The organism is Roseobacter cerasinus (assembly GCF_009811755.1).
Taxonomy (GTDB): Bacteria; Pseudomonadota; Alphaproteobacteria; order Rhodobacterales; family Rhodobacteraceae; genus Roseobacter; species Roseobacter cerasinus.
Map to the genome: position 1 here is coordinate 592,771 of NZ_BLIV01000002.1, position 13,047 is coordinate 605,817.

The 13,047-nt window shown below is 60.9% G+C and carries 11 protein-coding genes; 9 read left to right on the top strand and 2 right to left on the bottom strand.

The window, feature by feature from the left end:
* Window positions 1-5 precede the first annotated feature (5 nt).
* A complete protein-coding gene (gene fliP / locus So717_RS06745) occupies window positions 6-743 on the top strand; it encodes a flagellar type III secretion system pore protein FliP (RefSeq protein ID WP_159975442.1) in 738 nt (245 codons plus the stop codon).
* 520 nt (window positions 744-1,263) lie between these two features.
* Here the strand turns inward: fliP and So717_RS06750 are convergent.
* The gene (locus So717_RS06750) at window positions 1,264-2,223 is read right to left on the bottom strand and encodes a M14 family metallopeptidase (protein ID WP_159975443.1); all 960 of its coding nucleotides are present in this window, start codon (window positions 2,221-2,223) and stop codon (window positions 1,264-1,266) included.
* A 47-nt stretch (window positions 2,224-2,270) separates the two neighbouring features.
* Between So717_RS06750 and So717_RS06755 the strand changes: the two genes are divergently transcribed.
* Entirely contained in the window at window positions 2,271-3,731 is a 1,461-nt protein-coding gene (locus tag So717_RS06755; RefSeq protein ID WP_159975444.1) for a M81 family metallopeptidase, read from the top strand.
* Between the two features lie 11 nt (window positions 3,732-3,742).
* Here So717_RS06755 and So717_RS06760 read toward each other — a convergent pair whose 3' ends face one another.
* Window positions 3,743-4,654: a LysR family transcriptional regulator gene (locus So717_RS06760; RefSeq protein ID WP_238840701.1), complete on the bottom strand. Its 912-nt coding sequence runs from the start codon at window positions 4,652-4,654 to the stop codon at window positions 3,743-3,745.
* Window positions 4,655-4,834: 180 nt separating this feature from the next.
* Between So717_RS06760 and So717_RS06765 the strand changes: the two genes are divergently transcribed.
* From So717_RS06765 to So717_RS06795, 7 genes are all read left to right on the top strand, one after another.
* Window positions 4,835-6,418 (top strand): ABC transporter substrate-binding protein, encoded by a 1,584-nt coding sequence (locus So717_RS06765; RefSeq protein ID WP_159975445.1) that lies wholly within the window; start codon window positions 4,835-4,837, stop codon window positions 6,416-6,418.
* Between the two features lie 64 nt (window positions 6,419-6,482).
* The gene (locus So717_RS06770) at window positions 6,483-7,460 is read left to right on the top strand and encodes an ABC transporter permease (protein ID WP_159975446.1); all 978 of its coding nucleotides are present in this window, start codon (window positions 6,483-6,485) and stop codon (window positions 7,458-7,460) included.
* Window positions 7,457-8,362, top strand: a complete 906-nt coding sequence (locus So717_RS06775; RefSeq protein WP_159975447.1) for an ABC transporter permease — start codon at window positions 7,457-7,459, stop codon at window positions 8,360-8,362. Before So717_RS06770 ends, So717_RS06775 begins: the two co-directional genes overlap by 4 nt.
* Complete coding sequence (locus So717_RS06780; RefSeq protein WP_159975448.1) at window positions 8,359-9,336, top strand: ABC transporter ATP-binding protein; 978 nt, start codon at window positions 8,359-8,361, stop codon at window positions 9,334-9,336. Before So717_RS06775 ends, So717_RS06780 begins: the two co-directional genes overlap by 4 nt.
* Entirely contained in the window at window positions 9,333-10,337 is a 1,005-nt protein-coding gene (locus So717_RS06785) for an ABC transporter ATP-binding protein (protein ID WP_159975449.1), read from the top strand. Before So717_RS06780 ends, So717_RS06785 begins: the two co-directional genes overlap by 4 nt.
* Window positions 10,338-10,367: 30 nt before the next feature.
* Window positions 10,368-11,774: an amidohydrolase gene (locus So717_RS06790; RefSeq protein WP_159975450.1), complete on the top strand. Its 1,407-nt coding sequence runs from the start codon at window positions 10,368-10,370 to the stop codon at window positions 11,772-11,774.
* A 229-nt stretch (window positions 11,775-12,003) separates the two neighbouring features.
* Window positions 12,004-13,047: an efflux RND transporter periplasmic adaptor subunit gene (locus So717_RS06795; RefSeq protein ID WP_238840703.1), complete on the top strand. Its 1,044-nt coding sequence runs from the start codon at window positions 12,004-12,006 to the stop codon at window positions 13,045-13,047.

The window sequence follows — 13,047 nt, forward strand, 5'->3', positions numbered from 1 at the left end:
GGTTCATGCGAACGTCGCATCTACTGGCGGGCTTTCTCGCGCTTTTGTTTGTGGTGTCACCCGATCTGGTGGTGGCACAGGATTTCTCGTTTTCCCTGGCGGATGACGGATCCATAAGCGCCCGGACGATTCAGCTATTTGCCCTCATCACGGTGCTGAGCCTGGCGCCGGGTCTGGCAATCATGGTGACGTGCTTTCCGTTCCTGGTGACCGTTTTGTCGATCCTGCGGCAGGCGATCGGCCTGCAGCAATCCCCGCCAAACATGCTCATTGTCAGCCTGGCGCTGTTCCTGACCTACTTCATTATGGAGCCTGTCTTTACCGAAGCTTGGTCAAATGGAATCATGCCCCTCAACGACAATCTCATTGATGTTGAAACGGCTTTTGTTCGGACGCTTGAGCCATTCAGGGTGTTCATGGCAAGTCGGCTGGATCCGGATACGTTCTTCGCAATGGCGGAGCTTCGGGCCGACACAATTGATGCAACCCCAACGCCCGACGCCCCTTTGTCTGTACTTGTTCCAAGCTTCTTGTTGTCAGAGATATCGCGCGCGTTTCAGATTGGGTTTCTGATTTTCCTGCCATTCCTGATCATTGATCTCGTGGTTGCAGCCATTCTGATGTCGATGGGGATGATGATGGTCCCGCCGGTCATTGTTTCTCTCCCCTTCAAACTGGCCTTTTTTGTCATCGCCGACGGATGGAGCCTGATCGCGGGCAGTCTGGTCAGAAGCTATTTCTGAGTTGAAAGACCAACTCCAACCCTGCATCTGAGGTGGCCGAGCGAGGCGCATGCAAGCGCTGCTGCGCATCGCAAAAGCGACCGTTCTTCCAAAGTGCTGGACGCCAATTCTATTTTGCGGCTTGGCCTTCCTCACAAATGCACAGAGATGCACATTGTGGCGGAGATTTCTGCCCTATGTCCTGTTGCTCCAAACGGTTCCCAAACCACGGTGCGGGGATCATTTGACTTCCAGATCCCCCTGAGAAATGCGCAAAAACCTCAAAATTAGTGGATTTAATGTCCCGTATCTGGTTCTCCAGCCGATCTTGTGTGCGCCCTGTCGAATAATTAGCAACAAAAAAGGCGAGAGCGACGACTATCGCCCCCCAGGTTATGGCCATTTCAGGTTTCTCTGATTGCCGATCCTTATCCGCCGACTGGCGCACATCTGTCGTTTGGCGCCTTTGATTCTGCGCCGACGAGGGGATGACTCTCTCTGCGCAGCAAGCGCTGAACACCGCTGTTCCTGATAGGGTGTTTCAGCGTGGATCTGGCGCAGCCAAGCGGACTGCTGTCTGCCCCTTCCAGAGGCGTTTGGACGGCATCACCAGCATCGTGTCGGGCGTTTGCGTAAGGATGGCGCGATCCCCGTCATGACCGATCAACGTCCCCGCTTCCGCGAAGATCTCACCACCTGTAAAGGGTTTGGCAAACTGAAAGCCATCGCTCTCGATGGTCACGGCTTCGGTAACTGTAAAAAACATCTGCGGAACGGGCTCGGGGTAGGCGTCCAAGCGGTCCGGTGGCAAGGTCCCGGTCGCCACCAGACATCGCAGGGTCGCTTCGATCGCGAGCGGCGCGGCTTTGGCTTCCCAGTGCTGGCCGCATTCGATCAACAAGGCCGTCTTTGTCGCTGCCGGATCATCGAACGCCCCGTAGTCCCGCATCCTGCGTCCAGCAGCATGGCCTGCATCACCGACGACGCGCTTCGGCACCCCGATCTTGGTGGCTAGGTCTTTCGCCCTCGGGTGGCGGCCCGACATCATCAGTGGTGGGGCGACGTGCTGCATGCTGTGAATGTCAAAGAGCACGTCGATATCATCGAGCAGCGGGCGTATCTCCCGCGCACGTCGCAACTCTCGGCTTGTACGCGTGCCGTCCAGAACAGCGGCATCCCAGACTCGGTTCATGTCTTCATCCAACCAGCGCGTGGCGTTCGGATCATGGGGGTCGAAAGCGCGATAGGCCTCCACATTCATGAAGGCCAGGGTCAACGTGCCTGCTGACGGTCGAATGTTCTGCTGAAAGAGCCAATTGAGCGCGATGGCACCGCAGGGCTCATTGCCATGCACCAGCGCACTGACCATCACGTTTGGCCCCGGAGCCTCCGCCTCAAACCGCCAGACAAATGGAATGCCCGTGTTGCCCGCCGCATAAGGTTCGATATCTGGAAGCGTGATCTCGATGGGGTAGTCATTTGGGATGTTGATCCGGCTCATCTCATGGTGTTCCTTCAACACTGTGCTGATCTGAAAAAGGCAATCGCATGACACTGCCCCGGGTTGCGCTGCTTGGCGCCGTTCTTGAATCGAACCGCTATGCAAAACCGGCGGAGGCGGAGGATTTCACCTCGCTCACCTGGCTCACCGGCCCTGCGCTGATGGTGGAAGCGCGGCAAACCGCCCCAAAACTCGCCACCGAATTTGCGGCCTTCGTGCGCGCGATGGATGCGACCGGCCCCTGGGAGCCCGTGCCCTGCATTCTTGCTGCAAGCCATCCCGCCGGCCCTGTCCGACAAAGCGTGTTTGACCAGATCGTGGCGGAGGCGGAGGCCGCCCTGAGCGTGGCCGGCCCTGTTGATGCTGTCTATATTTGCAACCACGGGGCGATGGTTGCCGAGCACGACCCTGACCTGGATGGGGCGTTGATGGCGCGGGTTCGGGAGGTGGTCGGGCCGGATATCCTGATCGTCGGCTACCGCACCAACCCGCATGTGGATCAGATTGAACGCGGCGAGGAAGCGGCCTTTTCGCTCCGCCGATGTCTTGCCAGTGATCAGCGGCCCCAGATCGCGCATGTGAAATTGCCGCTGGTTCCGGCGTCGGTCGCGCTTTTGAGTGGTGAGGCCCCTTACGGCACGTTGATTGACGTCGGGCAGCGCAGGCAGGCCGAGCTGCGGAGCAAGATCCTGAATGTCTCGATCTTTGGAAATTTCCTGTTTTCCGACGTGCCAGACAACGGTCTCAGCATTGTCGTGACCGCGCGGGACGACAAGGCCATCGCGACCGGGCTTGCTGATGAACTGGCGCAGCTGGCATGGGCAGCGCGGCATCAGTTCGTGCGCAGCCTGACCACGGTGGAAGAGGCGGTAGCGCGCGCCATGGCATCCCCCGCGCCGGTGATCTTCTCCGACGCAGGCGACAATCCCGGTGGTGGTGGGTCTGGGCGCACGACGGAGCTTCTTGCGGCCGTTCATGCGGCCGGAGTGACCGACTGCCTGTTTGGCTCGATCTGCGATCCGGAGCTCGCTTCGGAGGCGCATGAGATGGGCGTGGGCGGGCATTTCCGGGCTGTGTTCAATCGATCCTCTGACCTGGATGTCCCTTGGGAGCAATGGGACAAGCCTTTCGAGGCGGAGGCCGAAGTTGTCGCGCTGCACGATGGCAATGTTGTGGGAGAGCGCGGGATGACAGCGGGGCGACGGCTCACCCTCGGGCCGTCGGCGGCTTTGCGGATCGACGGCATCACTGTTGTGGTCATCACCGACCGGACCCAGACCGCTGATCCGGTGTTCTTTCACATGATGGGTCTCGATCCGGGACGAGCGCGAACAGTTGTTGTCAAGTCCCGTGGCCATTTCCGCGCTGGCTTTGCGGCCTGGTTCTCCCCGGAGCAGGTCTTTGAGGTGGACACCGCCGGGTTGACCAGCCCGGTCCATGACCGCTGGCCGCTGACGCATGTGCCGCGCCCGAACTATCCGATGGATCCCGACACAGTCTGGCCCTGAGCCCCAGCCCATCATATCGGCTCTGAATAGCTGTCTGGCGGTGTTGTCAGCTTGACATAGCGCATGAATTGGCGCGCCAGCTGCGTCACCGGGCGGCCCGCAGGTACAACAAAGCCGGTGTTGTAGTAGATCGCTGCGTCAAATGGGCGGATCTCGATACCCTCCATGCCTGTTGTAAGCAGCGGAAAGGGGTTGATCAGCGTCAGCCCCAGCCCTTCGCGGACAAGCTCAAGCGCGGCCATATTCGTCGCGGTTTCGGCCACCTGAACGGGGCGCACACCCGCGCGGGCGAAAATCTGCTCGGTGATGGATCGCGTGCCCAGACGGCGCAGGAATTCGACCAGCTCGACACCTTCGAGGTCGGTGGGCGTGATGATGCGCTTGGCCGCCAGCGGGTGACCTTTGGGCATGGCGCAGACCACCTTGCTGCGACGCCAGGGGATCAGGTTCACACCTGAGCGCTGGATCATCGCGCTGGTCAGCCCAAGATCGTATCGCAGGTCCAGAATGCCGGCGACCAGCACATCGGTGGCCTGGATGTCCAGCTGCAGACGTTTTCCGGGATTGGCCTTCAGAAAGCTGGCGACACGCCCAATGACAAAGTGATGCGCCAGCGTCGGCGGGACGATCAGGCGCAGCGGTTCATCCTGTTGCGCCGCCCAATCCGCGCCTTCGATCTGCGCTAGCGTCTCAAAAATCGGGTCCAGCTTGTCATTCAGGCGCAGCGCTTCGACTGTTGGCTCGATCCGGCCGGAGGTTCTGACAAAGAGGGCATGCCCCACCCGGGCTTCCAGCTGGGTCAGGGCGCGGCTCACAGCCGATTGCGAGATGCCCAGACGCCGCGCAGCGCCGGTTGTGGTGCCAGTGGTGACAACGGCGCGCAGCGATTCCAGCTCGCGCAATCTGTGCCGATGCTCTGTCATATGCGTGATTTTTCCCGTCCGAACACGTCCGATCCACCTTCAGAGCTGACTTGAGCTATGCAAAATCGCATAGCCTAGAGTGTTGGCAATGACTTTATTGGTAGATAGCATTTGAACTTGGGGCAAGACCGGGCGCCAGATTCGGCTGTGCCATTCTCAAAATTGACAGGGAGTCATTTGATGAAAAAGATGAGAGCTGCGACAGCTGTCGCCGCCGGCCTTTTGGCGTTGAGCGCCGGTGCCGTATCCGCCGAAAAACTGACCATCGGCCTTGCATCCGAGCCGACGGCCATGGATCCGCATTTCCACAATCTTGGGCCCAACAATGCGCTGACTTTGCATATCTTTGATCGCCTGGTCGATCAGGATGAACGGCAGCGTCTGATGCCCGGCCTTGCAGTGTCGTGGGAGGCGGTTGATGATCTGACTTGGGAATTCAAGCTGCGTGAGGGCGTCAAGTTCCACGATGGCAGCGATTTCACCGCTGATGATGTGGTCTGCACCATTGAGCGTGCGCCGAATGTGCCGAACTCTCCGTCGAGCTTTGGCACCTACCTGAAGGGCAAAACCGTCGAGAAAATCGACGATTACACGGTGCACTTCAAAACCGCCGAGCCCTATCCGTTGATGGCCAATGACATCTCGACCATCCGCATCATCTCGGACGAAACCGGGTGCGGTGCGACCACCGAAGAGTTCAATTCCGGAACCGCAGCCATCGGAACCGGCCCGTTCAAATTCGTCAGCTACACGCCGGGTGAGAGCATCGTGGTGGAGCGCAACGCGGACTATTGGGGTGAGGCTCCGGTCTGGTCCGAGGTCGAATTCCGACCCATCTCTTCCGGGCCGAGCCGTGTTGCCGCGCTGCTCGCCGGTGATGTGGATATGATCGCGGCTGTGCCGACCACGGACATTGCGACGCTGGAAGGCAAAGACGAGGTCCAACTGAGCCAGGGCGTGTCGAACCGCGTCATCTATCTGCACATGGACCAGTTCCGCGAGAACTCGCCGTTTGTGAAGGCGATGGACGGCGGGGACATCAAGAACCCGCTGATGGATGTGCGCGTGCGCAAGGCGATCAGCATGGCGATCAACCGTGATGCCATTGTCGAGCGTGTGATGGAGGGGGTTGCCCTGCCCGCCGGACAACTCTTGCCGGAAGGCTTCTTTGGCGTTTCCGACAATCTGGACGTGGTGGCCTATGACCCAGAAGGCGCCAAGGCGCTTCTGGCCGAAGCGGGCTATGCTGAAGGGTTCCAGATGACCATTCACGGGCCGAACGACCGCTATATCAACGATGCGCGGATTGCGGAGGCAGTTGCGCAGATGCTCACACGCGTTGGCATCAAGACCGCCGTCGAGACGATGCCACGCTCCGTCTATTTCGGTCGCGCATCTCGTGGTGCGGACGGGGACCTGCCCGAGTTCAGCTTTATCCTCGTGGGCTGGGGTGCGGGATCGGGGGAGGCCTCCTCTCCGCTGAAATCGCTGATCCACACCTTTGACAGTGACAAAGGGTTCGGCTCGTCCAACCGTGGCCGCCACTCCGACCCGGAGACCGATGCGCTGATCGAAGAGGCGCTGCGCACTGTGGATGATGCCAAACGTCAGGATCTTCTGGCTGCGGCAACCGAGCGCGCGATCGACAACGCAGCGATCATTCCGACGCATTTCCAGGTCAACACCTGGGCGGCCAAAGCTGGCCTGAAATACGTTGCCCGCACGGATGAGTACACGCTCGCCACCGGTGTGGTGAAAGAGTAACCGCCGAACATCCGGGCCGCGCGCAGCTGCGGCCCGGTTTTTCTGCTCCAAGCGGCGCACCCTCATGACGGTTTTCATCATCCGCCGATTGCTTCAGGCGCTGCTCGTGGTTGTCCTGATGTCCGTGATCGTCTTCTTTGGCGTCAACATCGTCGGCGACCCGGTCTACATGCTGGTCAGCCCCGATGCGGATCAAGACGATATCGCGGCGGCCATTGCGCGCCTGGGGCTGGATCGGCCGATTTGGGAGCAATATCTGTTGTTCCTCAAGGGCGCGCTGCAAGGCGATCTGGGCAACAGTTTCATCTTTGGTGAGCCTGCGTTGCAACTGATCATGCATCACATGCCCGCCACGATGGAACTGGCGTTTACCGCGCTGATGCTGGCCATTGTCATCGGTATTCCGCTTGGGCTTTATGCCGGGCTCTATTCCGAAAGCCCGCTGTCCAAGGGGATCATGGCTGGGTCTATCCTTGGGTTCTCGCTGCCCACGTTCTGGGTCGGGCTTATGCTGATCATGCTTTTCGCGGTTGAGCTGGGTTGGGTGCCTGCGACGGGTCGGGGCGATACAGCCACCTTTCTCGGCATACAGAGCAGCCTGTTCACTCCCGATGGCCTCAGTCACATCTTTCTGCCCGCGCTGAACCTCGCCCTGCTCAAGATTTCACTGGCGATCCGGCTGACCCGGGCCGGGGTGCGTGAAGCTTTGGGGCAGGACTATGTGAAATACGCCCGCGCCAAAGGGTTGACGACCCGGCGCATCATCTTTGTGCATGTGATGAAAAACATCATGATCCCGGTGGTGACGGTCATGGGGCTGGAGTTCGGCTCGCTCATCGGGTTTTCCGTGGTGACCGAGACGATTTTTGCCTGGCCTGGCATGGGTAAGCTGCTGATTGACGCGATCCTGCAACTCGACCGGCCTGTTGTGGTCGCCTACCTGATGATCATCGTGCTCTTCTTTATCGTGATCAATCTGATCGTGGATATTCTCTATTCGCTTCTCGATCCCCGTGTCCGGCTGCAGGATCAGGGCGCATGACCAACACTGCCACGCCTGTTGAGCTCAAGGTCGAGACGCCGTTCCAGCGGTTTCGCGCGGAGTTCTTTGAAAGCAAGATCGCCACGGCAGCGCTTGGCATTTTCTGCATCATCGTCCTGCTGGCCGTTCTGGCGCCGTGGATCACGCCACAGAACCCTTATGATCTGGCGCAGGTGGATGTTCTAGACGGGCGCTTGCCGCCCGGGTCCGAGGCCTTTCCGGGTTATATCATGTGGCTGGGGTCTGATGGGGCCGGGCGCGATCTCTACTCTGCCATTCTGTATGGCTTGCGCATCTCGCTGACGGTGGGCCTCGCTTCGGGTGTCATCGCGCTGCTGATCGGCATGGTGATTGGTCTTGTTGCGGCCTATGCGGGCGGTCGGGTCGAGGCCTTGATCATGCGGATCGTCGATTTGCAGCTGTCGTTTCCGGCGTCTCTCGTTGCGCTGATGCTGGTGGCGGCGTTGGGCAAGGGGGTCGACAAGATCATCCTCGCGCTGGTGGTGGCGCAATGGGCCTATTATGCGCGCACCGTGCGCGCGACGGCGCTGGTGGAGCGGAACAAGGAATACGTCGAGGCGGCGCAGTGCCTTGGTATCTCGCGCTTTCGGATCGTGTTCCGGCACATCCTGCCGAATTGCATGGCGCCGCTGATCGTGGTGGGCACCGTGCAGACCGCCAGCGCCATTTCGCTGGAGGCCACGTTGTCTTTCCTCGGCGTGGGGCTGCCGCAAACCGAGCCCTCCCTCGGCGTGCTCATCGCCAACGGGTTCGAATACATGCTGTCGGGGCGCTATTGGATCTCGGTCTTCCCCGGCCTCGCGCTGTTGCTGACCGTGGTGTCGATCAATCTAGTCGGCGACCACCTGCGCGACGTCCTGAACCCGAGGCTCAAGAAATGACCGCTGTTCTCGATGTCAGCGGGCTCAAGACCCATTTCTTCACCCATGCAGGCGTGGTGAAGGCGGTGGATGGTGTGGATTTCGCCGTCTCCAAGGGGGAGATCATGGGGCTGGTGGGCGAGTCCGGCTCCGGCAAATCCATCACCGGGTTTTCGATCCTCGGTTTGATCGATCCGCCGGGCCGCATCGTTGAGGGTGCCATCCGTTTTAATGGTGAAGACATCGCCAATGCGCCCGAAGAACGTTTGCAGCGCCTGCGCGGCAACCGCATCTCGATGATCTTCCAGGATCCGATGATGACCCTGAACCCTGTGCTCAGGATCGATACGCAGATGATCGAGGCGATCCTCGCGCATGAGAAAATCGACCGCAAGAGCGCCTGGGAACGCAGCCGCGATGCGCTCGGGCTGGTGGGTATCCCGTCGCCGGAGGAGCGGTTGCGCGCCTATCCGCACCAGCTGTCAGGTGGCATGCGCCAGCGCGTGGCGATTGCGACGGCCTTCCTCAACAAGCCCGACCTGATCATCGCAGATGAACCGACCACCGCGCTCGACGTGACCATTCAGGCCCAGATCATCCACGAGGCGCAGAAGCTGACCCGTCAGACCGGCACCGCGATGATCTGGATCACCCATGATCTGGCCGTGGTCGCCGGGCTCGCCGACAAGATATCGGTGATGTATGCGGGCCGGATTGTGGAGCAGGGCGGCACCGATGATGTCATAGACCATCCGCTGCACCCCTACACCGTTGGTCTGCTCGGGTCGGTGCCGACAGCCAACCAGCGCGGCGCGCGGCTCTTTCAGATTGAGGGGATGACACCGAATATGCTGGCTCTGCCCCAAGGCTGCGCTTTTGGCCCGCGCTGCCGGGCGCGGACGGCGGCCTGTGCCACCCAGCCTGCGATCAGCGATGTCGCCCGGCGTCGGCTGAGATGCTTCAACCCTCAAGCTCTGGCCGAGGTGCAGGAATGACGGCGCCGCTTGTGGAAATCCGTGATGTTTCCAAGCTCTTTACCAAGCGTCTTGATGTGGCGGGAAAGATCGCCCGGCGGCTTGGCGCAAATGTTCGCGAGGAGACGGTGCATGCGGTGGATCGGGTCAGCCTGTCCATCGGGCAGGGTGAGGTTGTAGGCCTGGTCGGCGAGTCGGGCTGTGGCAAATCCACTCTGGGCCGGGTGGTAGCGGGCATTCATGCGGCCAGCGATGGCCAGATGTTCTATCACGGCAAGGAGGTGGCGCAGCTGCGTGGTGCGGAGAAACGGGCCGCGACACTTGCGATCCAGATGATCTTTCAGGATCCCTTCGCCAGCCTCAATCCGCGCATGCGTGTCGAAGACATCATCGGCGAAGCGCCTCTGATGCACGGGATGGTCCGCAAATCGGACCTGCCGGATTACGTGGATGAGGTGATGCGCAAGGTAGGGTTGGACCCGTCGCTGAAACGCCGCTATGCGCATCAGTTCTCGGGCGGGCAGCGGCAGCGCATCGGGATCGCCCGCGCACTGGCGGTGAAGCCCAAATTCATCGTCTGTGATGAGGCCATCGCCGCCCTTGATGTGTCGATCCAGGCGCAGGTGATCAACCTCTTCATGGATCTGCGCGAAGAGCTTGGGCTGACCTATCTCTTCATCAGTCATGACCTAAGTGTGGTCGAACATATCGCGGATCGTGTGGCCATTATGTATCTGGGGCGTCTGGTCGAGATTGGCACCACCGAAGAGGTGTTCGAGAACCCGCGCCACCCCTACACCCGCGCGCTGCTGGCCGAAGCGCCGCGTCTTGATCGGCGCGGGCAGGACTTCACGCCGATTGAGGGGGAAATCCCCTCGCCGCTCGACCCGCCGCCCGGCTGCACCTTTCATCCACGTTGTGCGCTGGCCACGGCGGCGTGCCGGACCACCGCGCCGGAGCTGACGGTGGGCAAGCACGGTCGGCAGACCGCCTGCCTGCTGGAACATGACGGCGCGATGTGACGCTGCCCAAAGATTGCCATGGAGAGGATTATGAAAAACGCCGACCCGATCTGGGACCACGTGGATCGCCACCGCGACGGGTTTATCGCCCTGTCGGATGCCGTGTTCGACACGCCGGAAACCCTGTTTGCCGAGCATAAATCCGTTGCCGAACACACCCGCATGCTGGAGGCGCAGGGCTTTCGGATCACGGAGAATGCCGCAGGGCTGCCCACCGCCGTGGTGGGCGAGGCAGGTGATGAGGGGCCCGTGATTGCCATCCTCGGCGAGTTCGACGCGTTGCCGTACCTCAGCCAGGCGGCGGGTGTCGCGGCGCATCAACCGCTTGAAGAGGGAGGCAACGGGCACGGCTGCGGGCACAACCTTCTGGGCGCTGCGGCCCTGCTTGCGGCCACGGCGGTGAAGGACTGGCTGGCGGAAAGCGGTATCAAGGCCCGCGTCCGCTACTACGGATGTCCGGCCGAGGAGGGCGGCGCGGCCAAGACATACATGGTGCGCGATGGTCTCTTTGATGATGTCGATGCTGCGATCTCCTGGCATCCGGCGACATTTACAGCCGTCAACGCAGCGATGTCTCTGGCCAACACCCGGATTGACTTCACCTTTCATGGCAAGGCCGCGCATGCCGCCGGAGCGCCTGAGCTTGGCCGGTCGGCGCTGGACGCGGTTGAGTTGATGAACATCGGCGTCAACTACATGCGCGAACACATGCCCGATAGCGCCCGCGTGCACTACGCCTATCTCGATGCCGGGGGTGTCGCGCCCAACGTCGTGCAGGCCAAAGCGACTGTGCGGCAGCTGGTGCGCGCAAGTACCTTGCCCGAACTGCGCGATCTGATGCAGCGGGTGCGCAAGATCGCTGAGGGGGCAGCGCTCATGACCGAAACGCAGGTCACAAGTCAGGTATTCTCTGGCGTGTCCAATCTGCTGGGCAATCGCCCGCTGGAAGAAACCCTGCAGGCGGAGCTGGACAGGCTTGGCCCGGTGCCTTTTGACGAGGCGGACAGAGAGTTCGCCCGCGACATTCAGAAAACTCTGACCGATGCGGATATTGCAGCGACCTTCAAACGGATCGGGACCAAACCTGACAAGGGTCTGGCCCTGTGCGATTTTGTGGCACCGCTCGACCGCAACCATGAGGGCGGCGAGGGGTCAACCGACGTCGGAGACGTGAGCTGGGCCGTGCCAACGGTGCAGGCGCGTGTCGCAACCTGCGCCATTGGCACGCCGTTTCACACCTGGCAGACGGTGGCCCAGGGCAAGGCTTCCGCAGCGCACAAGGGGATGGTCTATGCGGCCAAGGCGATGGCGGCCACAGCCTGCCGGTTGATAGAGGACCCGTCGCTTTTGCGTGCCGCTCAAGCGACCCATCGCGCGCATCTGGATGAGACGCCTTACGTCTGCCCCATGCCGGACGATGTGCGTCCGCCCGTCTGACAGACGACGGCCACGGGGGTGCTGGGGTCACGAAAATTAAGCACATCAGCGGTTGGCCTCTCACCTTTGGGGCCTCACTAGAGATAAGTCTTGCTGGCCTATTCGATGTGGCTAGTATTCTTGGCAGTCTTTCCGGGGCACGAATATGCGACGCATTCACTATATCGTTTCGGTCTGCGTTTTGCTGGGTCTGACGAACCCAACATTTGCACAACAGGGCCCGCCCCCTGTGACAGCCGCAAAGCCCGTGGTGAAAACCATTGTGGAAGATGATGAATTCGTTGGGCGATTTGGCGCGTCTGCTGATGTCGAGGTGCGCGCGCGCGTGACCGGCTTCCTGGATGAGGTGCATTTCACCGACGGCAGCCTTGTCGAAAAAGACCAGTTGCTCTTCACCATTGACCAACGTCAGTTCCGCACCGCATTGCGTCAAGCACAGGCGCAGATTGACATAGCCGAAGCCACGGGGGCCTTTACAGCCGAGCAGCTGGAGCGCGCCGAGGCATTGGTCGGAAACGGCACAATCCCGCAAAGCGTGGTTGATGAGCGGCGCGAGGCGTTTTTGGCGGCTCAAGGGGCGTTGGAACAGGCGCGGGCCGCGCTGGAGCTTGCGCAGCTGGATCTCGAATATTCGGAAATTCGTGCGCCCATGGCGGGCCGCATAGATCAGGCGCAGCTGGATCCCGGCAATCTGATCACCGCGAACCAAACGGTGTTGACGTCGATTGTCGCAACCGATCCGATCCACTTTTATTTCGATATCGATGAGCGGTTTTTCCTTGCCTACGCACGGGACGCACGTGCGCGTGGCTCGGTACTGCAGGAGGGGTCAGCGGGTCTTGAAGTGCGGATCACGGTGTCGGACAGCCGGGTGCCGCCACAGATCGGACGGTTGGATTTTTCGGAAAACCGCATTGACCCCGACACCGGCACAATGCGCGTCCGTGCTGTGTTGCCCAATCCGGATGAGCTGCTGACACCCGGGCTCTTTGGGCGGGTCAATGTCCCGGGGTCACTGCCTTATGACGGTGTTCTCATCCCCGATGCGGCTGTGGTCTCTGACCAGAACCGGCGGTTGGTGATGTCTCTTGATGAAAGCGGCAATGTCACGCCCATTCCAATCCGGCCGGGGCCGCGCATTGACGGCTACCGCGTTGTCCGGGACGGTCTGGATGGCTCCGAAACTATTGTGATTGAAGGCTTGGTGCGCGCGCGTCCCGGCAGCGTTGTGGCGCCTGATATCGTCGAATTACCACCGGTGGCAGCCAACTGA